Annotated in this window: 21 protein-coding genes; 8 read left to right on the forward strand and 13 right to left on the reverse strand. The window is 68.3% G+C overall.

The window, feature by feature from the left end:
- Positions 1-3: 3 nt before the first annotated feature.
- From EXE63_RS23275 to tap, 3 genes are read right to left on the reverse strand one after another with little or no spacing between them, the layout of a single operon-like run.
- A complete protein-coding gene (locus tag EXE63_RS23275) occupies positions 4-2,361 on the reverse strand; it encodes an arylsulfatase (RefSeq protein ID WP_168143883.1) in 2,358 nt (785 codons plus the stop codon).
- Positions 2,362-2,369: 8 nt separating this feature from the next.
- Complete coding sequence (locus EXE63_RS23280) at positions 2,370-3,743, reverse strand: FAD-binding oxidoreductase (RefSeq protein WP_168145728.1); 1,374 nt, start codon at positions 3,741-3,743, stop codon at positions 2,370-2,372.
- A 1-nt stretch (position 3,744) separates the two neighbouring features.
- On the reverse strand, positions 3,745-4,974 hold the full coding sequence (tap, locus tag EXE63_RS23285) for a multidrug efflux MFS transporter Tap (RefSeq protein WP_168143884.1): 1,230 nt from the start codon (positions 4,972-4,974) through the stop codon (positions 3,745-3,747).
- Positions 4,975-5,057: 83 nt separating this feature from the next.
- Between tap and EXE63_RS23290 the strand changes: the two genes are divergently transcribed.
- Positions 5,058-5,903 (forward strand): uracil-DNA glycosylase, encoded by an 846-nt coding sequence (locus tag EXE63_RS23290; RefSeq protein ID WP_168145729.1) that lies wholly within the window; start codon positions 5,058-5,060, stop codon positions 5,901-5,903.
- 68 nt (positions 5,904-5,971) lie between these two features.
- A complete protein-coding gene (locus EXE63_RS23295; RefSeq protein WP_168143885.1) occupies positions 5,972-7,024 on the forward strand; it encodes an LLM class flavin-dependent oxidoreductase in 1,053 nt (350 codons plus the stop codon).
- Here EXE63_RS23295 and EXE63_RS23300 read toward each other — a convergent pair.
- From EXE63_RS23300 to EXE63_RS23310, 3 genes are read right to left on the reverse strand one after another with little or no spacing between them, the layout of a single operon-like run.
- Entirely contained in the window at positions 7,021-7,470 is a 450-nt protein-coding gene (locus EXE63_RS23300) for a nitroreductase family deazaflavin-dependent oxidoreductase (protein ID WP_209999901.1), read from the reverse strand. The genes EXE63_RS23295 and EXE63_RS23300 overlap by 4 nt on opposite strands.
- Before the next feature lie 4 nt (positions 7,471-7,474).
- Positions 7,475-7,912, reverse strand: a complete 438-nt coding sequence (locus tag EXE63_RS23305) for an HIT family protein (RefSeq protein ID WP_168143886.1) — start codon at positions 7,910-7,912, stop codon at positions 7,475-7,477.
- A 59-nt stretch (positions 7,913-7,971) separates the two neighbouring features.
- Positions 7,972-8,463 carry a DNA-deoxyinosine glycosylase gene (locus EXE63_RS23310; RefSeq protein ID WP_168143887.1) on the reverse strand — a complete coding sequence of 164 codons (492 nt, stop codon included), beginning with the start codon at positions 8,461-8,463 and terminating at the stop codon, positions 7,972-7,974.
- Positions 8,464-8,502: 39 nt separating this feature from the next.
- Between EXE63_RS23310 and EXE63_RS23315 the strand changes: the two genes are divergently transcribed.
- The gene (locus EXE63_RS23315) at positions 8,503-9,618 is read left to right on the forward strand and encodes an adenylate/guanylate cyclase domain-containing protein (RefSeq protein WP_168143888.1); all 1,116 of its coding nucleotides are present in this window, start codon (positions 8,503-8,505) and stop codon (positions 9,616-9,618) included.
- Here EXE63_RS23315 and EXE63_RS23320 read toward each other — a convergent pair.
- Complete coding sequence (locus EXE63_RS23320; RefSeq protein WP_168143889.1) at positions 9,575-11,854, reverse strand: heavy metal translocating P-type ATPase; 2,280 nt, start codon at positions 11,852-11,854, stop codon at positions 9,575-9,577. The two genes, EXE63_RS23315 and EXE63_RS23320, sit on opposite strands and share 44 nt — an antisense overlap.
- Entirely contained in the window at positions 11,851-12,060 is a 210-nt protein-coding gene (locus tag EXE63_RS23325; protein WP_168143890.1) for a cation transporter, read from the reverse strand. The genes EXE63_RS23320 and EXE63_RS23325 overlap by 4 nt, the downstream gene beginning before the upstream one ends.
- A gap of 62 nt (positions 12,061-12,122) precedes the next feature.
- On the opposite strand from EXE63_RS23325, the gene EXE63_RS23330 reads away from it, so the two are divergent.
- On the forward strand, positions 12,123-12,752 hold the full coding sequence (locus EXE63_RS23330) for a DUF305 domain-containing protein (protein ID WP_168143891.1): 630 nt from the start codon (positions 12,123-12,125) through the stop codon (positions 12,750-12,752).
- 3 nt (positions 12,753-12,755) lie between these two features.
- Here the strand turns inward: EXE63_RS23330 and EXE63_RS23335 are convergent, their stop codons facing one another.
- Positions 12,756-13,640 (reverse strand): AIM24 family protein, encoded by an 885-nt coding sequence (locus tag EXE63_RS23335; protein ID WP_168143892.1) that lies wholly within the window; start codon positions 13,638-13,640, stop codon positions 12,756-12,758.
- A 68-nt stretch (positions 13,641-13,708) separates the two neighbouring features.
- Here EXE63_RS23335 and EXE63_RS23340 point away from each other — a divergent pair, with 68 nt between their 5' ends.
- Positions 13,709-13,912: a hypothetical protein gene (locus EXE63_RS23340; protein WP_168143893.1), complete on the forward strand. Its 204-nt coding sequence runs from the start codon at positions 13,709-13,711 to the stop codon at positions 13,910-13,912.
- Positions 13,913-13,985: 73 nt separating this feature from the next.
- Positions 13,986-14,516, forward strand: coding sequence for an ATP-binding transcription factor AbmR (abmR, locus tag EXE63_RS23345; RefSeq protein ID WP_168143894.1), 531 nt, complete (start codon positions 13,986-13,988; stop codon positions 14,514-14,516).
- 34 nt (positions 14,517-14,550) lie between these two features.
- On the opposite strand, the gene EXE63_RS23350 is transcribed toward abmR, so the two are convergent.
- The 3 genes from EXE63_RS23350 to EXE63_RS23360 all read right to left on the reverse strand — a co-directional run bounded on the left by EXE63_RS23350 (position 14,551) and on the right by EXE63_RS23360 (position 20,439).
- Positions 14,551-16,734, reverse strand: coding sequence for a molybdopterin-containing oxidoreductase family protein (locus EXE63_RS23350; protein ID WP_168143895.1), 2,184 nt, complete (start codon positions 16,732-16,734; stop codon positions 14,551-14,553).
- A gap of 70 nt (positions 16,735-16,804) precedes the next feature.
- Positions 16,805-18,721: an ABC transporter ATP-binding protein gene (locus EXE63_RS23355; protein ID WP_168143896.1), complete on the reverse strand. Its 1,917-nt coding sequence runs from the start codon at positions 18,719-18,721 to the stop codon at positions 16,805-16,807.
- Positions 18,718-20,439, reverse strand: coding sequence for an ABC transporter ATP-binding protein (locus EXE63_RS23360; protein ID WP_168143897.1), 1,722 nt, complete (start codon positions 20,437-20,439; stop codon positions 18,718-18,720). Before EXE63_RS23360 ends, EXE63_RS23355 begins: the two co-directional genes overlap by 4 nt.
- A gap of 104 nt (positions 20,440-20,543) precedes the next feature.
- On the opposite strand from EXE63_RS23360, the gene EXE63_RS23365 reads away from it, so the two are divergent.
- Both EXE63_RS23365 and EXE63_RS23370 read left to right on the forward strand, forming a co-directional pair.
- Positions 20,544-21,137, forward strand: coding sequence for a DUF3558 domain-containing protein (locus EXE63_RS23365; RefSeq protein ID WP_436277722.1), 594 nt, complete (start codon positions 20,544-20,546; stop codon positions 21,135-21,137).
- A gap of 59 nt (positions 21,138-21,196) precedes the next feature.
- On the forward strand, positions 21,197-21,700 hold the full coding sequence (locus EXE63_RS23370; RefSeq protein WP_372513235.1) for a DUF3558 domain-containing protein: 504 nt from the start codon (positions 21,197-21,199) through the stop codon (positions 21,698-21,700).
- Here EXE63_RS23370 and EXE63_RS23375 read toward each other — a convergent pair whose 3' ends face one another.
- Positions 21,701-22,192 carry a SixA phosphatase family protein gene (locus tag EXE63_RS23375; protein ID WP_168143899.1) on the reverse strand — a complete coding sequence of 164 codons (492 nt, stop codon included), beginning with the start codon at positions 22,190-22,192 and terminating at the stop codon, positions 21,701-21,703.
- Between the last annotated feature and the right edge of the window lie 72 nt (positions 22,193-22,264).

Consider the following 22,264-nt stretch of genomic DNA (forward strand, 5'->3'; position numbering starts at 1 on the left):
CCCTCAGTCCCGGGCGAACGCCGTGTCCACCACGGCCCGGGTGTCCGGCTCCGCGGTCTCGGTGGTGAAGTCGAGGACCACCTCGTCGAACGCGCCACCGGTGAAGGGGAACGGTGAGCGGTAGCGCGCCGATACGGAGTGGGTGACGCTGCGGCCCGCGCAGGTCCGTTGCATGAGATCCAACCCGGTCATGCGGACCGCGTCCGCCGCGCCCACCACACGGTCATCGATGGTCATCGTGACATCGCCGAGCATGTCGAGGGTGCCCTCGACCGGCCCGGTACGGCGGAAGCTGACCTCGAATATGTGTCGCCCCACAGTGATCGGTTCGTCGGCCACGACGGTGTGCTCGGCGCCCGCGCTACTGCACACGTACTGCAGGCGGCCGTCGCTGATGAAGAGGGACTGGCCGGATGAGCGGTTGCCCTGCGAGAACAGCACCCCTTCGGCGTCGGCGCGCTCGACCGAGACCGGGACCCGCAACCTGAAAGACCGGCCTCGGACCAGCCCGCGGAACCCGGTGTTGCCTGCGGGTGCGCCGGAATAGAAGGACGCGCTCGAGGGCGTCTCGCCGACCTCGTCGGCGGCCAGCATCACGATCTCCATGACGCTCAAGTCGGCCAGCGGATAGGCGTGATGCTCCGACGCCTTCTCGTGCCACAACTGCTTCAGATCGGCAAGTTTGTCCGGCTGTTCGGCGGCCAGGTCGTGGCACTGGCTGCGGTCGGTGGCGATGCGGAACAGCTCCCAACGGTCCCGGTCGAATGCCGACCAGCCCTTCGGCCCACTCGCGGTCGGTGGGTGCACGGTGCCGGCGAACCAGCCGTCGTGCCAGATGCCGCGAGTGCCCAGCATGGTGTAAAACTGGGTGTGCTTTCCCGTCTCTGCGTCCGGGTCATCCAGTGCCGCAGCGAAACTCGTTCCCTCCAGTGGGGTTTGGGCAATTCCGCGGGCGGTCTGCACCTCACCGAGGCCGAGCAGCTCGTACACCGTCGGCGTGACATCGCTGACATGCACGTATTGCTCACGCACCACACCACGCGCCGACAGCCCGGCCGGCCACGAGACCACGCAGGGATCAGCGATACCGCCCTCGTGTGAGGCATAGCGTTTGTACATCTTGTAGGGCGTGTTGAACGCCATCGCCCAGCCGTTCGAGTAGTTCATCTGCGTTGCCGGGCCGCCGAGCTCGTCGAACATCCGCAGGCCGTTGCGGGTGGTGTCGCCGCCACCGAACATCGGCAGAACCTCATCGAGCGCGCCGTTCGGCCCGCCCTCACCGCTGGCGCCGTTGTCGGACATGATCACGACGATGGTGTTGTCGAGCTGACCGGTGGCTTCCAGATAATCCACCACGCGACCGATCTGCGCGTCGGTGTAGGAGAGGAATCCGGCGAACACCTCGGCCATCCGGCACGACACCCGCCGGTCGTCCTCGGACAATGAGTCCCAGGGCCGGACGTTCTCGTCCTGCGGCCACGGCAACCCATCCGGGCTGACCGCGTCGGCGTACGGATTCATCGGGGACAGTTCGGTGTCCGCCGGGAGCAGACCGAGTTCCTGCTGCCTGGCCAGCACGATCTCCCGATAGCGTTCGTAGCCCATATCGAAGCGCCCCCGGTACCTGTCGGCCCACTCGGGGGCGACCTGATGCGGCGAGTGGCCCGCACCGGGGCACAGGTACATGAACCACGGTTTGTCGGGTGCGATCCCACGGTGGTCGCGCAGGAAGCCGATGGCGTTGTCCGCGAGATCTTTTGACAGATGGTAACCCTGCTCGGGGGTGGCGGGTGGGTCGATGAGCTCATTGTCGCGAACCAGGCTGGGGTACCACTGGTCGGTCATCCCGTCGAGAAAACCGTAGAAACGGTCGAATCCGCGGCCCAGCGGCCAGTAGCGCCGTGACCCCGCGGCGTGGCAGTCCTCAAGCGGTGCCAGGTGCCACTTTCCGACGGCGTAGGTGGACCAGCCGCGTTCGCCGAGAACCTCGGACACCAGCGCGGATTCGGCCGGGATGCGGCCGTGGTGTCCGGGATAGCCGCGGGCCATGTTGAGCACCGAGGCCACCCCGACGCTCGTCGGGTTGCGGCCGGTCAGCAGGGCCGCCCGGGTGGGTGAACACAACGCGGTGGTGTGGAACTGGGTTAACCGGACACCGCGATCGGCGATCCGGTTGATGTTGGGCATCTCGACCAGTCCGCCATAGCAATCCCAGGTGGCGATGCCGATGTCGTCCCACAGCAGATACAGCACATTGGGCGCTCCCGGAGGCGCGGTGGCGCCGCGGTACGGCGCCCAGTCGGGAGTGGATTCCCTGATGTCGATCGACACGCTGCCCTGAAAGCCCACGGATTCCACCATGCTCCCGTCTAGATCGCCGCCCCCGGGTTCAGTATGCCCGCCGGGTCGAGTGCGGTCTTGATCTTGCGGTTCAGTTCCATCGCTTCGGGGCCCAGATAACCTGCCAGCCAAGGCTTCTTGAGCCGTCCGACACCATGCTCGCCGGTGATGGTGCCGCCCAATGACACCGCCAGATCCATGATCTCGCCGAACGCGACATCCGCGCGGCGCGCCATATCGACGTCGGCGGGATCGAAGACGATCAACGGGTGGGTGTTGCCGTCACCGGCATGGGCGATCACCGAGATCAGCAGATCATGATGCGCGGCGATCTTCTCGATCCCGGCCACCAGCGCGGCCAGTGCCGGCAGCGGCACCCCGACATCCTCCAGCAACAGTGACCCCTTGGCCTCGACCGCGGGAATGGCGTAGCGGCGCGCCACCACGAACGCCTCGCCCTCGGCTGGGTCGGAGGTCGAGAACACCTCCGTGGCACCGGCTTCGGTGAACACAGCCGCCATGAACTCGGCGTCCTCGGCTCCGGCGGGCCCGCGGTCGTCGGAGGCCGCGACCATCATGGCGGCCGCGCTGCGGTCCAGGCCCATCTTCAGTTTGTCCTCGACGGCGTTGATGGCCACCGAGTCCATGAACTCCAGCATGGACGGCCGGATACGCCCGGTGATGGTGACGACGGCATCGGCGGCGGCCTGCACCGAGTCGAACGTGGCGACCACGGTGCACGGTGTGTGCTGCGGGGGCAACAGCCGCAGTGTCACCTCGGTGATCACCCCGAGGGTGCCCTCGCTGCCGACGAACAACTTCGTCAGGCTCAGCCCCGCAACATCTTTGAGCCGCGGCCCGCCCAGACGTACGGCGGTGCCATCGGCCAGCACCACCTGCAGGCCCAGTACGTAATCGGTGGTGACGCCGTACTTGACGCAGCACAGCCCGCCGGCATTGGTGGCGATGTTGCCGCCGATGCTGCAGATCTCGAAGGACGACGGATCCGGTGGGTACCACAGGCCGTATTCGGCGACCGCCGCCTTGACCTCGGCGTTGAGCAGACCCGGCTGAGCAACGGCGGTGCGGGTCGCCGGGTCGACGGCGATATCGCGCATCCGTTCGGTCGACAGCATGATCGCGCCGTCCAGGGCGGTCGCGCCGCCGGAAAGACCGGTGCCCGCCCCTCGCGGCACCACGGCGATCCCGTTGGCGGTGGCCCAGCGCAGCACGGTCTGCACCTCCTCGGTGCGCCGGGGACGCACCACGGCCAGCGCGGTACCGGCGTCGGGGTCGGCGGCGCGGTCGTGGCGGTAGGACGCGACGATATCGGGGTCGGTGACGACGCTGCCCTCGGGGAGAGCGGCCACGAGGTCTTGCAGCGCGGAACTCACGGCCGCCAGTCTAGGGCTGACGGTCCCGGTCGAGGTCGCGCAGCGAAGGTAGCCCGATGGCCACCACGCCGAGCAGCAGCATCGGCAGCGACAACGCCAGGAACGTCGTCTGCAACCCCGCCGCGTCGGCGAGTGGACCGGCGAGTAACAGCCCGAGCGGGCCGGCCGCGTAGGCCAGCGAGCCCATCACGCCGACCACCCGGCCGCGCAGGTGTGGCGGGGCGTTGGTCTGCATGACGTAGTTGTAGATCGGCTGGATCGGCCCGTAGACGAAACCGACCACCGCGGACAGCGAGAGGATCACCGGCAGCGGCGGCAGGAACGCGATGATCGTCATCGCGACACCGAGGGTGATGACCGCGATCAGCATGGTGATGCGGCGTTTGACGAACTTGGCCAGCACCGCATAGCTGAGGGCACCGATCAGACCACCGATGGACAGCGCCATCAGCACCCAGCCCAGCTGGGCCGGCTCGTTGCGGTCGGTGAAGTACTTGGGGAACAACACCGCTTCCATCGGCATGTAGAGGCCGGTGGCCGCGAGGTCGATGAAGGCCAGGGTGCGCAGCACCTTGATGTTCCACACGAACTTCAGGCCCTCGACGACACCGGCCCACACCCGGTCGGGCAGTTCGCTGCGGTCCGGCTTCCCGGCGCCTTCGAGCTTCAGCACCGAGATGGCCACGATGGAACAGCCGAAGGCGGCCGCGGTCACCCACATGGTCTCGATACCGCCGAGGGTGGCGATGAGCATGCCGCCGATACCGGGGCCGACGATATAGGCCAGGTTGAAGACCGCCTCGTAGACGCTGTTGGCGTGATCCAACGTCCAGCCGGCGCGTTTCGCCGCCTCGGGCAGCATGGTTTCCCGGGCTGTCATGCCGGCCGGATCGAACGCCGCACCCAGCGCCGCCAGTCCGGCCAGCACCGCGACATTGATGGCGTCGACCCCGAAGATCAACGCCACCACCGGGACGGCGGCCACCGACAGCGCCGACAGCAGATCGGAGATCATCGAGATCCGGCGGCGGCCGATGTAGTCCACCGCGGCACCGGCGATCACCGTGGACGCCAGCAGCGGCAGGGTGCCCGCCATCGCCACGATGGACGCCTCGACGGCTGAACCGTTGCGCTGCAGCACCAGCCATGGGAACGCGATCATCGAGATACCGTTGCCGGCGCCGGCCATGAGGGCGGCGAACAGGATCAGGAACGCCGGACCGCGGCTGCGAGTGTTCATCTTCTATCGCGGCGAATCTAGCAGCGGGATCGCCCGCCCGGCCATCGAATTTCTCGCCACGGGTGCAGGATGGACGGGTGCCTGTGGGACAGCCGGGGGAGCGCGGGCTCCCGCATCCGCGGACCGGACGGCGATTCCCGTCACCGGTGCCGCCCGGTTCGGGTTGGCCCGGCGATCCCGCCCGTCCGGACACCCCGGTGGCCCAGGATGCGGCCGGGGTGGCCGACCTGGCGGCCCGGCTGGGCACCGTCGCCGAGTTGGACGCCGAGAGCAGCGTGTGCCGGGCCTGCCCGCGGCTGGTCGACTGGCGCGAGGAGGTGGCGGTCACCAAACGACGGGCGTTCGCCGAGGAGCCGTACTGGGGGCGTCCGGTGCCCGGGTGGGGAGCCCGCCGGCCGAAGGTGCTGATCGTCGGGCTGGCGCCGGCCGCGCACGGCGCCAACCGCACCGGCCGGGTGTTCACCGGGGACCGGTCCGGGGATCAGTTGTTCGCATCGCTGCACCGGGCCGGTCTGGTGAACTCGCCGCTGAGCGTGGATGCCGCGGACGGATTGCGCGCCAACGGGGTTCGGATCGTGGCGCCGGTCCGGTGCGCCCCGCCGGCGAACAAGCCGACCCCGGCCGAGCGGGCCACCTGCGCGCCCTGGCTGCAGGCCGAATGGCAGCTGGTGTCCCCGCACGTACGGGTCGTGGTGGCCCTCGGCGGGTTCGCCTGGCAGGTGGTGCTCGGCATGCTGGCCGATCAGCTTGCCGGGCAACCGAAGCCGGTGTTCGGGCATGCGGTGCAGTACCCGTTGGCCTCGGGGACGACCCTGCTGGGCTGCTATCACCCCAGTCAGCAGAACATGTTCACCGGCCGGCTCACTCCGGCGATGCTCGACGATGTGTTCACCCTCGCCGCGGGACTTGCGCACATCCACCGGCGGTGAGCGCCGGTATGTGTGCGCGAATCGACGGGCCGGGGAACGAACCGGCGGGGGCCGGCGTTACACGGATAATGCGTCTTTCCGTTCTCGACCTCGTCCCGGTCCGCAGCGATCAGAGCACCTCCGATGCGCTGGCGGCGACGGTGCGACTGGCTCAGACCGCCGACCACCTCGGATACACCCGCTACTGGGTGGCCGAGCACCACAACATGGCCTCGGTCGCCGCCACCAGCCCGCCGGTGGTGCTGGCCTATCTGGCCGCTCAGACCGCCCAGATCCGGCTGGGTTCGGGCGGGGTGATGCTGCCCAACCATGCGCCGCTGGCCGTCGCCGAGCAGTTCGCCCTGCTGGAGGCCGCCGCCCCCGGCCGTATCGACCTGGGCATCGGCCGGGCGCCGGGGTCGGATCCGGTGACGTCGATGGCGCTGCGCGGTGCGCGCGCCCAGAACGACGAGGACATCGAGCGTTTCCCGGAGTACCTGGACCATGTCGCGGCGCTGATGAGCACCCGCGGCGCCAGGGTCGAACTGTCCCGGGGCATGCTGGCCCAGCAGGAATATGTCCTCAAGGCCACCCCGGCCGCGCTCGGTGAGCCCCGGCTGTGGCTGCTGGGGTCCTCGATGTACTCCGCGCACCTGGCGGCGGCCAAGGGCCTGCCCTACGTGTTCGCCAACCACTTCTCCGGGCAGGGCACCGCCGAGGCGCTGGCCGCCTACCGTGCCGAATTCCGGCCCAGCGAGCTGCTGGCCGAACCCAGCACGTTCATGACGATCAACGCCTCGGTGGCCGATACCCGCGATGAGGCGCTGCGACTGTTGTTGCCCAACCTGCAGATGATGGCCCGACTACGGACCGGGCGCACCCTGGGCCCGCTCGATATCGTCGAGGACGCCGAAGCGGCGCAGCTCTCCGCGCAGGAACAACTGATCGTCGACTCGGGGCTGGCCCGCACCGTGGTCGGTGATCCGGCCGAGGCGGCCGAGGCGATCCGTTCGGTGGCAGCACAGTTCGATGTCGACGAGGTGATGGTCGCACCCGTCGCCTCGGCGTTCCGGGGCACCGATGCGCGTACCGCGCCGGGCCGTGAGCTGACGCTGGAACTGCTCGCCAAGGAACTTCTCTAGGGCGAGAGCACGACCACCGGAATCGGCCGGCTGGTCCGCTTCTGATAGCCGATGTAGCGGTCCTTGTTGCCGCGCATGTCGTTGACGATCCGCCACAGGCGGGCAAAGTCGGGATCGTCGGGAAACACCGCCCGGGCGGTCACCGGAAACCTCTTGGGGCCGACGTTGATCTCGACCTGCGGGTTGGCCTTGAGATTGTGGTACCAGCCCGGCGCCTTGGGTTCACCACCCTTGGAGGCCACCACCAGGTAGTCGGCGCCGTCGCGGGCGTAGGTCAGCGAGTTGGCGCGTTCCAGCCCGGTCTTGGCGCCCACGGTGTGCAGGATGAGCGCCGACGGACCGAAGGGGATGGTGTGCCCGATCCGCCCGTCGGTCGCCTTGTAGAGCTTGTCGTGCAACAACAGCATTGGGAGGCCGAGATAACGCTCCCACGGAGGCATACCCATGAGCTCAATCCTGCGCGGCTTCGTCGAGTTGCGCCAGTGCCGCCCGGAGCAGCCGTCCGGACTCCTCCCGATCGCTGTCGCGGCGCAGCAGCATGCCCTTCGCGAAGGACAGCTTGTCGCCGTTGTGCCGGGGCACGACGTGCAGGTGGAGGTGGAACACGCTCTGAAACGCCGCCTTGCCGTCGTTGATGGCGATGTTGTTGCCGTCGGCGTGCAGGCCCGACACCCGGGCGGCCTGCGCGATGCGCTGCCCGAGCACGGCCATCGCCGCGAGGGTCGCAGGCGGGGTGTCGGTCAGATCCACCGTGTGTTTCTTGGGGATCACCAGGGTGTGCCCGCGGGTGAACGGCCGGATATCGAGGATCGCGAGCAGGTCCTCGTCCTCGTGGATGCGGATGGCGGGAGCATCGCCGGCAACGATGGCGCAGAACACGCAGGACATGCCGTCACCGTAGCCGGTGGGCGCCGAACCTCGATGGGCTGCGTGCGGCCAGGGCTGATCTAAGCGCTCAGCGCGGTCCGCCAGTGCGCGAGTTTGTCGGCGAACCGCATGGTGTGGGCGGGGCTTGTCGAGGGCAGCCGGATGCCGGGGATGCTCGCGGCGTCCCGCACGAGCCGGTGGTAGTTGGCTTCGGCGGCGGCCCCGTTGAACAGCAGCAGACCGATGCGCGGACGATCTCGCAGGAACGCCCCGAAATCGTTGGCCACCATGCTGTCCCGCTCCACCGCGGAGTCCAGGCTGCCGGTGCGCCGGCAGCATCGCAGCACATCCCATACCGCGATACCGTGTCCGGTGAGTTCGGCGACCCGTTCGTCGTATGGTGCCGCCGCGTCGAATCCGAGGATCTCCGCGGTGATCGGCCAGAAGGCGTTGCGCGGGTTCCCGTAGTACTGCCCCGAAGCCAGGGACATCACACTGGGCATATTGCCCAGGATCAGCGTTCGTGGCGCCGCTGCGGTCAGTGGCGCGAGCCCGTGCAGGAGTTCACCCATCACCGGAGATGATGCCCGCCGCCGGTATAGGTTGGCCACGTGGGTGCGGACTTCGATCTTGAGTCATCCGGGTTGCTCGACGGGTTGGAGGGCCAGGCCAGGGCCGAGCGTGCCGAACTCATACCGTGGCTCCTCGACCACGGTGTGACCGTCGATCAGATCCGGGAATCCTATGCGCCGGTGCTGCTGGCGTCGCGCCGCATGCTCGGCGATGACGGTGACTACGTGTCGGCGCGGGAGATCAGCGAGCACACCGGGATCGATCTCGAGTTGTTGCAACGTATCCAGCGGGTGCTCGGACTGCCCAGGGTCGACGATCCCGACGAGCGCGCGCATCTGCGGGTTGACGGCGAGATTGCCAGGTATGCAAAACAATTCGTCGACGCAGGTATTGACGTGGACAATATGGTGATGGTGGTGCGGGCACTGGCCGACGGCTTGTCCCGGACCGCGGAGGCGATGCGGTTCACCTCCATGTCGGCGGTCATGGCGCCCGGAGTCACCGAGCTCGAGGTGGCTGCTGCCTCCGAAGCGCTTCTGCGGCAGGTGGGTCCGCTGCTGGGCCCGATGATCCAGGACATGCTGCGCCTGGAATTGCGGCGCACGATGGAAACCGAAGCGGTGACGGCGGGGGAGCGGGCCGAGGGTCTGCCGCTACCCGGTGCCCGGCCGGTGACGGTGGCGTTCGCGGACCTGGTGGGTTTCACCCGCCTGGGGGAGGCGGTGCCGCCAGAGGAATTGGAGGGGCTGGCCAACCGTCTCGTCGAGTTCACCCACGAGGTGGTGGCACCGCCGGTGCGGTTCATCAAATCGATCGGTGACGCGGTCATGCTGGTCAGCCCCGATCCGGTGCCGTTGCTGAGCGCGATGTTGGCCTTGCTGGATGCCGCCACCGTCGACGACGAGTTCCCCAGGCTGCGGGTGGGTCTGGCGTCGGGGATGGCGGTCAGCCGTGGCGGCGACTGGTTCGGCAGTCCGGTCAATCTGGCCAGCAGGGTCACCGGCGCGGCCCGCCCGGGAGCGCTGCTGGTGACCGAGGCGGTACACGACGCGGTGGGCGATGACGCCGGTGTGGAATGGTCGTTCGCCGGCGCCAAGCGGCTGAAGAACATCAAGGATGACGTGAAGCTGTTCCGGGCGCGCCCGACGAAGTAGAGAACCGTCGCAACCGCAGGCTGTTCGTCACCACGAACACCGAACTGAAGGCCATCGCGGCGCCGGCGATGAGCGGATTGAGCAGCCCCGCGGCCGCCAAGGGCAGCGCGGCGATGTTGTAGGCGAACGCCCAGAAGAGATTGCCCTTGATGGTGCGCAGCGTGGCCCGCGACAACCGGATCGCATCGACGGCGGCGCGCAGATCCCCACGCACCAGCGTCAGATCCGAGGCTTCGATGGCCACATCGGTGCCGGTTCCCATGGCGAGCCCCAGATCGGACTGTGCCAGTGCCGCAGCGTCGTTGACGCCGTCGCCGACCATCGCGACCACCCGGCCGTCGGCCTGCAGGCGGGTGATCTCGTCGACCTTGCCCGCGGGCAGCACATCGGCGACCACCCGCTCGATGCCCAGCTTCGCCGCCACCGATTCCGCGGCGCGGCGGTTGTCGCCGGTCAGCAGCACGGGTGTGAGCCCGAGCGCCCGGAACCCCGCCACGGCCTCGGCGGCGTTGTCCTTGATGGTGTCCGCGACCACCACCACGGCCCGGATCCTCCCGTCGGCGGCGAACCAGATCGGGGTGTGGCCCTGCTCGGCGGCCGCATCGGCAGCGTCTGCCAGCTGCTCCGGGGGTGTCAGCGACCATTCGTCGCGCAGCCAGCTCACCCGGCCGGCGGCGGTCGTCGTGCCGTCCACCACACCGGTCACGCCGAGGCCACCGTGATTCTCGAAATCGGTGACCGCCGGCAGCGGCCCGCGCTCGCCGGCGTGGCCCGCGATGGCGCGGGCGATCGGATGTTCGGAGCCGTTCTCCAGAGCACCGACCCACCTCAGGACGTCATCGGGGCGTTCGCCGTCGGCGATGTGCACGGCCACCACCGACATGCGTCCCGTCGTGACGGTCCCGGTCTTGTCGAGCACCACGGTGTCCACCCGCCGGGTCGACTCGAGCACCTGCGGCCCCTTGATCAGGATGCCCAGTTGCGCGCCGCGCCCGGTGCCGACCAGCAGCGCGGTCGGCGTGGCCAGGCCCAGTGCGCAGGGGCACGCGATGATCAGGACGGCGACGGCGGCGGTGAACGCCGCAGCGACCGAACCGTCGCCGAAGACCAACCAGCCCACCAGGGTCAGCAGCGACAGCGCCATCACGATCGGCACGAAGACCGCCGAGACGCGGTCGGCGAGGCGCTGCACTTCCGCCTTACCGCTCTGGGCCTCGGAGACCAGGCGGGCCATCTGCGCGAGCTGGGTGTCCGATCCGATATGGGTCGCCCGGACCTCGAGGCGCCCGCCCACGTTCACCGTCGCGCCGACGACGCTGTCGCCCTCGGATACCTCGACCGGTACCGGTTCGCCGGTCAGCATCGACGCATCGACGGCGGACGTGCCCGCGGTGACGACTCCGTCGGTGGCGATCTTCTCGCCGGGGCGCACCACGAAGACGTCGCCGACGGCGAGTTGGCTGATCGGAATGCGGATTTCGGTAGCGGTACGTCTTCCCGTCGCTTCGCTCGCCCCCGCATCACGCAGCACGGCGACGTCCTTGGCACCCATGTGCAGCAGCGCCCGCAGCGCGGCACCGGACTGGCGTTTGGCGCGGGCCTCGAAGTAGCGCCCGGCAAGCAGGAAGGTCGTCACCGCCGCGGCGACCTCCAGGTAGAGGTGTGGTTCGGAACTGGTGGAGATCAGCTCGAACGGCATCTTCATCCCGGGCATCCCGGCGTGGGTGAAGAACAGCGCCCACACCGACCATGCAAAGGCGGCGATCACACCCACCGAGATGAGGGTGTCCATCGTGGCCGCGCCGTGGCGCAGGTTCGTCCAGGCGGCCGTGTGGAAAGGCCAGGCCCCCCACACCACCACCGGTGCGGCCAGCGTGAACGCCAACCACTGCCAGTTGGTGAATTGCAGCACCGGGACCATCGACAGCACGACGACCGGTAGGGCCAGTGCCGCCGAGATCAGCAGCCGCTGGCGCCAGGGCGCCGACTCGTCGGGTTCCTCGGATTCGGCGGGCGCGGTGTCATTTTCGGGCGGCAGAGCCGCGGTGTATCCGGTCGCTTCGACCGCGGCCACCAGTTCCTCCGGTGAGACGCTGTCGGGGAAGTCGACCCGGGCCTGCTCGGTGGCGAAGTTGACGCTGGCCTGCACACCGTCGATACGGTTGAGTCGCTTCTCGATCCGTGCGGCGCAGGACGCGCAGGTCATGCCGCCGACGTCGAGGGTCAGGGTGCTCATGCTGATGGGGCGGGACTCACGTCGTAGCCGCTGTCCTCGATCGCGGCGGTGACGGCATCGACATCGACGCTGCCGTCCACGGTGACCTTGCCGCCGGCCAGGTCGACATCGACCGACGTCACACCGGTCAATGGGGTGACCGCGGCGGTGATCGCCGACACGCAGTGGCCACAGCTCATACCTTGGACCTCAAGAACGATGCTCATACCCAACATGATATACCGGTAGGGGGTATGGGTAAACAGGTTCGTTCTGCGAGGAGGAACACATGATGTGCACACCGGCGAAGGCGATCGCGACGGCCGCGGTCGCCGCGCTGCTGCTGGCCGGCTGTACCGATCAGCCGGCGCAGACCAGCGGGGACGGTCACACCGAGCATGACCACGGGACCAGTCACAGTGGCAGCGGTGCCGACCCTGGGCCGGGTGCCGAGGGCTCGTCGGCGCACAACGGCGAGGACGTCATGTTCGCCCAGCACATGATCCCGCACCATAGCCAGGCGGTGGAGATGACCGACATCCTGCTGGCCAAGGATGACGTCGACCCACGCGTGATCGAACTCGCCAGGGAGATCAAGGCCGCGCAGGCTCCCGAGATCGAGCAGATGCAGGGCTGGCTGACCAGTTGGGGTAATCCGCCGATGCCGGCGATGGACCACGGCTCGATGGAAGGGATGGTGGCGCCCGCCGATATCGAGAAGCTGAAAGCAGCGCCGGGCCCGGAGGCCACCAGACTGTTCCTGGACCAGATGATCGGTCACCACGAGGGCGCGATCACCATGGCACAGGACGTGATCGACGGCGGTCGGTTCGAGCCGGCCAAGACCATGGCGCGGGCCATCATCGACAGCCAGCAGCACGAGATCGACGAGATGAAGTCGATTCTCGACTCGCTCTAGGCGCTACTGCACGGGGTAGGTGATGCCCTCCGAGGGCTGCACGATCACGAACCCCTGACCGTGGAAGGCGACCTGCACCGCCTCGCCGGACCCGCGACCGATCAGCGCGCCCGCCTTGAAGCTGGTCTTGAGCTGGGTCTGCAGGTTCGCCGACCATGCCACGACCGCATTGGTGTCGGCGAACGTCGGCGCCTCGGCGGCGTTGAGCACCACCGGTGGTCCGTCGGTGGTCAGGGCGACCCAGCCGCTGCCGCGCAGCGTGGTGTTGAACAGCCCGCCGGTGGCGATGCTGCCGCCCTTGACCCGCTCGATGTTCCAGTCCAGGCTCGCCGAGAAGGCCAGCACGTTCTTGCCGCTGATGGACAGACCCGAGTTGGTCAGCTGCAGTAGGTGCACGTAGTTGGCCTGTTCGGCGAGGAAGACATCGCCCTGGCCCTGGCAGCGCATCAGCGGCAGGCCCTCGCCGGTCAGCGCTTTCTTCAGGAACTTGCCTGCGCCGCCGCCCTCGAAGGCGAAATCCACATTGCCCTGATAGGCGACCATCGAGCCCTGTCGCGCCATGAACGGCTCGCCGAGTCGGACCCGGAGCAGCCGCTCGTTCTGCAGGGCGATCGCCGTGGATTCCTTCTCACTGAACCGCCCGTCGATCAGGTCGCCGCTGATCCCGGCGAAGCCGTCGCCCTGGGGCTGCGGGGCCTGAGGTTCGTGGTGCTGGGCGGCCTGCGGGGCGCCCTGGTGTTCGTGCTGCTGGACGGCCTGCGCGGGCGGAGCGCCCAGCGGCGCGGTGTGCACCTGCCCCTGGTGGGACACCTGGTCCGTCCAGTTCTGGCCGTCATACCAGCGGTACTCGAAGCGGCCCTCGGGGTCGCGCAACCATTGACCACTCACCGTGCACTCCTCAATTTGTCACCGATTCGACGCGTACAGAATCACTTTAGGCTGGCATTGTTGGAGATATGGCAGGTGACGAGATCGACCGGGTGCGGGCCAAGAGCGCGCTGGCAGTGGTCAAAGAGCATCCGGGGATGGTGCTGTTCCTGGCCTCGCCGGCGATCATCGCGGTGGCCGCGGTCTGGTGGCTGGCCGGTGCCGGCTGGGCCGGACTGTTGTTGGTGGCGCTGGTGCTGGGCAGCGGCGCGGCCCTGCTCAAAAAGCGATAGTCGGCGATCAACAGGGCTTTCGCCGTGTGAGAACACCACGCCCTGGTCGATGTAACGGTGTAATCATGTAATCATGAGACATCATCAGCATGGGCGGCGCGGATCCACCGCCGCCGTTACCGATGCCGCTGACTGGTTCGCCGGGCGCCTGCCCGACGGCTGGTTCGCCGGTGATCCGACCGTCGTGGTCGATCGCGAAGAAATCACGGTGATCGGGCAGTTGCCCGAAGCCGACAGCGATGAAAGCACGGCCCGCGCATCCGGACGGGTTGCCAAGTTCCGGGAGGAAACCCGCGGCGAGCGCATGCGCATCGCCGACGAGGCGCAGGACAGGTTCGGCCGCAAGGTCTCGTGGGGCGCACAGGTCGGGGAGGAACGCACGTTGTTCACCCATATCGCCGTCCCGGTGATGACCAGGCTCAAACAACCGGAGCGCCAGGTGCTCGACACCCTGGTCGATGCCGGGGTGGCCCGGTCCCGTTCGGATGCCTTGGCGTGGTCGGTGAAACTGGTCGGCGAGCACACCGAGGAGTGGCTGGCCAAACTGCGTGAGGCCATGACCGCGGTCGACGACGTCCGCGCCGAGGGGCCGAACCTGCAGTGATTTCGGCGTGATCGGCTGCGCTCACCGCAGCCGATCACGGACGAACTCGCTCGAGGTTGACGCGGGCACCGCCCAGCGCCGAGGTCTGCGACAACGGATCCAGCGCGGCGCCGTCGACCAGCAGATTGCGATTGACACCGTAGGCCTGCGGCGGTGCGCCGGAGCGCGGGTCGAAAACGCGGGAACCCCAACCGTGTTCCATCACCACCAGGCCGCGGCGGGGTCGGTCGGACAGTGCCGCAATGGTGTCCACCGAGCCGACCGCCGATGTCACCCGCACGGCGTCGCCATCGCCGATGTCGAGTGCGGCCGCGTCGTCGGGATGGACAAACACGACATTGCGTTTTCCCGACGGGTGCAGGCCGGGAAGTTCGTTGAGCCACGAGTTCATCCCATGGCGGCTACGCCGATTGCCCAGCAGGAAGGGGAATTCCGGGCAGGTCTGCGGGGCGGCGTCCGCCAGCAGGTCTCGGGTGCGCGCGACGAACTGCGCCGGTGCGACGTGCACCAACTTGTCCGGGGTGCGCAGCGCGGCTCGGAAATGCCCGAATTCACGGGGCCCCAGCACCAGGCCGTGCGGGTTGTCGCGCAGGTCGCGCCATTTGAGCTTGCGGCCGTTGACCTTCCGCGATGTCGCGATCATCAACCGGTTGATCCACTGCGGACCGAACGCCAGGCCGGGACGGCCGGTGACGGCCGCGGCGCGCCGGCTCGACCGGATGAACGCGTTGAGCCCGCGGGCGCCGAACAGCGGCCGCTTCATGGCCAGCGCCAGGTCGACGAAGATCCGCCACTCCTCGCGCACCTGCGGCGGCGGAACGACGGCCCGCGCGCCGAACTGGACGAACGGCTCGTCATGCATGCTGCTGGTGAATGCCAGCAGGTCCTCGCGCTCCAGCCAGTGCGCCGCGGGTAGCAGCCAATGCGCATGCCGATGGCTCTCGCGTTGCACGAAATCGATGGCCACCAACAGATCCAGCCGTTGCAGGGCGCCGTCGAGTCGGGCACCGTCGGGGCCGGATATCACCGGGTTCCCGGAGTTGATCACCAGCGCGCGGATCTGGCCGGGCCCGGGCGTGAGGATTTCATCGGGCAGTTCGGCCAGCGCGTGCGCGCCGGCCACCATCTCGCGCCCGGCGACCCGGCTGCGGTGCGGTGCGGTCTCGGCCAGGCCGGCCAGACGCAGCGTGTCGACATAACCGGGTTCGAACCGGCGTCCGCCGGGCCGATCCATCCGCCCGGTGATGACGTTGAGCACATGCCCCAACCATTCGGCGACGGTCCCCGCCTCCTGCAGGGACACCCCCGTCCGGGTGATCGCCATCGCGCCGGGTGCGGTGGCGAAATCCCTTGCCAACTGCTCGATCTGGTCGCAGGCGATATCGCAGCGGTCGGCCAGATCGGCGAGGTCGCACGCGCCCACCAGCGCGCGGATTTCCGGCATTCCGGCGGCCAGGTCGGCACAGTCGCCGGGGTGTTCGAGTCCGCCGTCCAGGATGACCTTGACCATCGCCAGCAGCAGCGCCCAGTCCTGGCCCGGATGCACGGCGAGATGGATGTCGGCCTTGTCGGCCGACTCGGTGCGCACCGGATCGACCACCACGATCCGCGCGCCACGGCGCTGACGGTCCAGTGCGCGGCGCCACCCGCCGGGCGCGGATTCCAGCCAATTCCAGGCGCTGACAGCCGGGTTCGCGCCGACCAGCAGGAAGAAGTCGCAGTTGTCGATATCGGAGACCGGCACCATCAGGGCCGATCCGTACATCGCCTGCGCGACCACGTGTACGGCATTCTGGTCCACCGACCCGACGGCATAGCGGTTGCGGGTGCCGACCGCGTCCAGCCAGCCGTTCATGAACACCAGGTTCGACGACGAATAGCCGGCCGGGTTGCCGTAGTAGGCGCCGACCGCGTCCGGGCCGTCGGCGTCGATCACACGGTTCATCCGGTCGGCGATATCGCGCAGTGCCTCGTCCCACGAGGCCTCCACATAGCGGTCGCCGACCCGCCGCATCGGTGCCACGATGCGGCGCGGATGCTCGACCACCTCTGCCGCGGTGCGGCCCTTCGCACAGAAATCGTGCCAGCTGTGCGGGTTCAGTTTGTCCGCGGCGATCTTGCGCACCCGGTTGTCCTCGACAGTGACCTCCACACCGCACGACGCCAGACAGTATCGGCAGAAGGTGTGCACGGTCGTCGTGGATTCGGGGCCGGCCATATCGCCATACTGCCCAACGGGTTCCGGCGCTGTCCGGGGATTGAAATTGAGCAGGGTGCTCAAAGCCCTGCTATTGCCCGTCGCCCCGCTGCACCGCGCTCGCCCCAGCCGTCATGGCCCAGTACTCGCCGTGGCGTTCCAGCAGTTCCGCGTGGGTGCCCCGCTCCACGATCCGCCCGGCCTCCATCACCAGGATCTGGTCGGCATCACGAATGGTGGACAACCGGTGCGCGATGATGAAACTGGTTCTGTCTCGCCGCAATTCGGCCATCGCCTGCTGGATCAACAGTTCGGTGCGGGTGTCCACCGAGCTCGTCGCCTCATCCAGTATCAGCAGTGCCGGGCGGGCCAGCACCGCACGCGCGATCGTGATCAGCTGTTTCTCACCCGCGCTGATGGCGCCACCGTCATCGCCGACCCTGGTGTCGTAGCCGTCGGGCAGGGTCTGCACAAATCGCTCGACGTGCGCGGTGCGGGCGGCCTCGTACACCTCGTCGGGTGTGGCGTCGGGGCGGCCGTAGGCGATGTTGTCGTAGATGGTGCCGCCGAACAACCAGGTGTCCTGCAGCACCATGCCGATCCGGGCGCGCAGCACCTGGCGGGGCAGCGACGAGGTATCCACCCCGTCGATCGTGATCCGGCCCGCGTCGATGTCGTAGAAGCGCATCAGCAGGTTCACCAGCGTGGTCTTGCCCGCGCCGGTCGGGCCGACGATGGCCACGGTCGACCCGGGTTCGGCGATCAGCGACAGATCCTCGATCACCGGGGTGTCGGGCAGGTAGCCGAACGAGACGTGCTCGAACTCCACGCGGCCCGCCCCGGCGGCGACTGCCGCGGCGACGGGTTCGGCCGACTCCTCGGCCGCGTCGAGCAGGTCGAAAATGCGCTCCGCGCTGGCGATCCCGGATTGCAGCGAGTTGTACATCGACGCCACCTGGGTCAGCGGCTGGTTGAACTGGCGGACATACTGGATGAACGCCTGGATGCTGCCCAGCGTGATCTGGCCGGTGGCGACCTGGATGCCGCCGACAACCGCGACCGCCACATAGCTCAGGTTGCCGATGAACGTGGTCGCCGGTGAGACCAGCCCGGACAGGAACTGTGCGCCCAGGCTGGCCCGGTGCACCTCGCCGTTGAGTTCGGTGAACCGTTCGGCCGCCGCGGATCGGTGACCGTAGGTCTTCACCACGGTGAATCCGCTATAGGTCTCCTCGATGTGGGCGTTGAGCCGGCCGGTGTTGGTCCACTGCGCCACGAACAGCTTCTGTGAGCGACGGGCGATGGTGCGGGTCGCCAGCAGCGAGGCCGGCACCGTCAACACCGTGATCAGGGCCAGCAGCGGCGATATCGTCAGCATCATCGCCAGCACGGCGACCACGGTGATCAGCGAGGTCAGCAGCTGGCTGATCGTCATGGCCAGCGAGGACTGCACATTGTCGACATCGTTGGTGACGCGGCTGAGCAGTTCGCCGCGCTGCCGACCGTCGACGTAGGACAGCGGTAACCGGTGCACCTTGTGCTCGATCTCGGTGCGCAGCGCGGCCATGGTGCGCTGAACCACCACGTTGAGGATGCGGGCCTGCCCCCAGACCAGCAGCGCGGCAATCAGATACAGCCCCAGCGCCAGAAACAGCGTGTGCGCGACGGCGGTGAAGTCGACGCCCCGACCGGGTACCACGTTCATGCCGGAGAGCAGATCGGCGAAGGTGCCGTCGCCGCGGGCCCTGGCCTCCTCGATGGCCTGATCCTTGGTCAGCCCGGCGGGTAACTCGCGCCCGATCACGCCGTTGAACAACAGGTCGGTGGCGTGACCGAGGATGCGTGGGCCGATGACGCCGATCGCGATACCGCCCACGGCGAGCGTGATCACCAGTGCGGTCAGACGGCGTTGCGGGGCCAGTCGTTTCAGCAGCCGGACGGCCGAACCCTTGAAATCACGGGACCGCGCGGCGGGTGGTTCCGCCATGCCGCGGATCGGGCGGGTCATGCCCGCACCGTCTGTGAGTCCACGAATTCCGCGTAGGTGGGGCAGTCGGCGAGCAGCGTGTGGTGGGTGCCCGCGCCCACCACCCGGCCGTCGTCGATGACGATCACCTGATCGGCCTGTGCCACCGTCGAGATCCGCTGCGAAACGATGATCACCGTCGCCGCCGCGGACACCTCGCGAAGCGCGGCGCGCACCCGGGCGTCGGTGTGCACGTCCAGTGCCGAGAACGCATCGTCGAACAGGTACACCGCCGGTCGCCGGATCACCGCGCGGGCGATGGCAAGTCGCTGGCGCTGACCCCCGGAGAAGTTGATCCCGCCCTGCGCGACGCGCATCTGCAGACCGTCGGGATGCGCGCGCACGAAATCATCGGCGGCCGCTGCCCGCAGCGCGTCCCACATTTCCTCCTCGGTGGCCGAGGCCTTGCCGTAGTGCAGGTTGTCGGCGACGGTGCCGGAGAACAGGTATCCACGCTGGGGCACCAACCCGATTGTCGCCCAGAGATCTTCGGGATCGAAGGCGCGCACGTCGACGTCGTCGAGACGGATGCTTCCCGCCGTGACGTCATAGAGCCTGCTGATCAGGGAGATCAGGGTGGACTTGCCCGAACCGGTGCTCCCCACGATCGCGGTCACGGTGCCGGGGGCGGCGGTGAACGAAACGTCCTGCACCACGGCGCGATCGGCGCCCGGATAGCTGAAGGTGGCACCGGCCAGGCGCAGCCGCCCGGTCACGGGGGCGGGCGCGGGGTCCTCCGGGGCGGTGATTTCCGGTGCGGTGGACAGCACCTCGGTGATCCGTTCCGCGCACGCCGACGCGCGCGGCAGCAGCACCACCAGGAAGGTGGCCAGCAGCACCGCGTACAGGATCTGCATGAAGTACGCCAGGAACGCGATCAGTGAACCCACCTGCATCTGGCCGGCGTCGATGCGCTGCCCGCCGAACCAGATGAGGGCGACGCTGGAGATGTTGATGACCAGCGTCGTCACCGGCAGCATCAGCGCCTGCCAGCGCCCGGCGCTCAGCGCGGTGTCGGCGAGCGCCCGATTGGCCTCGTCGAACCGGCTCCGTTCCAGGGGTTCGCGCGCGAACGCCCGGATCACCCGGATACCGGAAAGCTGTTCGCGCATCACCCGGTTGATGTTGTCGATGACGCGTTGCATGGTGCGGAAGATCGGCATCAGCCGCGACACCAGCCATCCGTTGGCCAGCGCCAGGATCGGCACGCTGATCAGCAGCAGCCAGGACAGCCCGGCGTCCTGGTGGATGGCCATCGCGATACCGCCCACCCCCATGATGGGCGCGGTGATGAGCATGGTGCTGGTCATCTGGACCAGCAACTGGATCTGCTGAACGTCGTTCGTGGTCCGGGTCAGCAATGTCGGCGTCCCGAACCGGGCGGTCTCCACCGCCGAGAAGCCGAGCACATGGGAGAACATCGCCCCCCGCAGATCGCGGCCGAACCCCATGCTCGCCCGTGACCCGAAGAACACCGCCCCGACCGCGCACACCACCTGCAGCGCCGTCACGCCCAGCATCACCAGGCCGAGGTGGACGATCCGCGTCGTGTCGCCCACCGCGACACCCTCGTCGATGATCGCGGCGTTGACCGTCGGCAGGTACAGCGAGGCCAGGGTGCTGATCACCTGCAGGCCCGCGACCACGGAGAGCAACCCGCGATACGGCTGCACGTACCGGCGCAGCAGGGCGAGCAACATCTGGCTACTGTCGCACATCCACCTGCAGAACCCGGTGCGGGACCGGGACACGAAAAGGCAGGTCAGTCGCTATGTCAACGGTTCCGTGCCGGGCGGCCGCTACAGTGCATGTCGTGACCCCCAGAAGCGGCCATTCTATTCCCCGAGGCCGGCTCACCCGCACGGCGAAGATGCTGGTAGCCGTCGCTGCGGTGCTCCCCGTGGTGGCCGCCTGCTCCAGCTCCGATGACCCGAGCACACCGTCGGTGCCGCCGAGCACCGAGTCGGCGCCGGCGGCCCAGCACGGGCCGGACTTCCCCGAATGCGGTGGAGTCAGTGACGAGACGGTCTCGCAGCTGACCGAGGTGGTCGGACTGGTCAACACGGCGCGCACCTCGGTGGGCTGTCAGTGGCTGACCGGCGGCAGTATCGTCGGCCCGCACTTCTCCTTCACCCATTTCCGCGGCAGCCCGATCGGACGGGAACGCAAGACCATGGAACTGTCCAGGGCCAGTGTGGAGGATCTCAGCATCGAGGGCCACGACGGTTTCGTCGGCATCGGTGAGGACCTGGTCCTCGGACAGAACCTGTGCGAGGTGGGTGTGCAGTTCGGCGATGACTTCATCGAGTGGTCGGTCAGCTTCACCCAAAAGCCTTTCCCCGATGCCTGCGAGGTGGCCAAGGAACTCACCCGCCAGTCGATTGTGAACGCCGAGTGATGGGCCGCACCGTGAAACGTCCGCTGACCGTGGTGATTGCGCTGCTCGCCGCGCTGACCATGGTGATCGGCGTGCAGGGCTGCTCCCGCGCGGTCGACGGGGCGGCGATCAAGGCCGGTTCGGGAGCCGGCCCGCGCAACAACGACTCCGAGAAGACCTACCCCAACCTGCTCAAGGAATGTGACGTCCTGACCGAGGACATCCTGGCCGAGACCGTGGGCGCCGACCCGCTGGACATCCAGAGCACCTTCGTCGGTGCGGTGTGCCGCTGGCAGGCCGCCAACCCGGCCGGGCTGATCGACATCACCAGGTTCTGGTTCGAACTCGGTGACCTGGAGAACGAGCGCCAGGCCGCGCAGGCGATGAACTTCCCGATCGAGGATCGCCGGGTCGCCGGTGTGCAGTCGATCGTGATGAGGAACCCGGCCGCCAACGGTGCCTGCGGGGTGGCCAGCGACGCCAGCGGTGTCGTCGGCTGGTGGGTCAATCCGCAGGCCCCCGGTATCGACGCCTGCGCGATGGCCATCAAGCTCATGGAGTTGACGCTCGCCACCAACTCCTAGTCAGCGAGGGATGTGGAACCCGGTCAGTGACGCGCCGCCGAGCTCGAGCTCACGCCACGGCGTAGATACCCGCAGCAGCGCCAGCGCCGAGGTCGGGTACTTCGACTCGATCTCCGCGACCACGCCGGCATCGCTGCGGTCATCGGCGAGGGCGAGTGCCAGCCCCGACATCACCGGCTCGTGTCCGATCACCAGCAGCGTCTGCACGTCATCGGTGACGCCGTTGATCTCCGCCAGGACGATGCCCGGGGTCGCGTCGTAGATCCGGTCCACGAAGCTCACCGGCGCCTCGATCCCGGCCCGCTCCAGGGTCTGTCGGGTGCGGGTCGCCGTCGAGCACAACACCGCGTCGATCGGCGGCGCCTCGGCGCGCAGCCACTCACCGGCGAGCCCGGCCTCCCGGATCCCGCGCGGGGCCAGCGGACGGCCGTGGTCGTCGACGCCGCTCGGGTAGTCCGACTTGGCGTGCCGCAGCAGCAGAAGCGTTCTCATGTCGATGAGGCTAGGCCATGCCGACGCACGTCCCGGGACTTGTCGGATACCGGACCTAGACTCGCCACGAAC

The sequence above is a fragment of the Mycolicibacterium frederiksbergense genome (genome assembly GCF_012223425.1).
GTDB classification, from domain to species: domain Bacteria; phylum Actinomycetota; class Actinomycetes; order Mycobacteriales; family Mycobacteriaceae; genus Mycobacterium; species Mycobacterium frederiksbergense.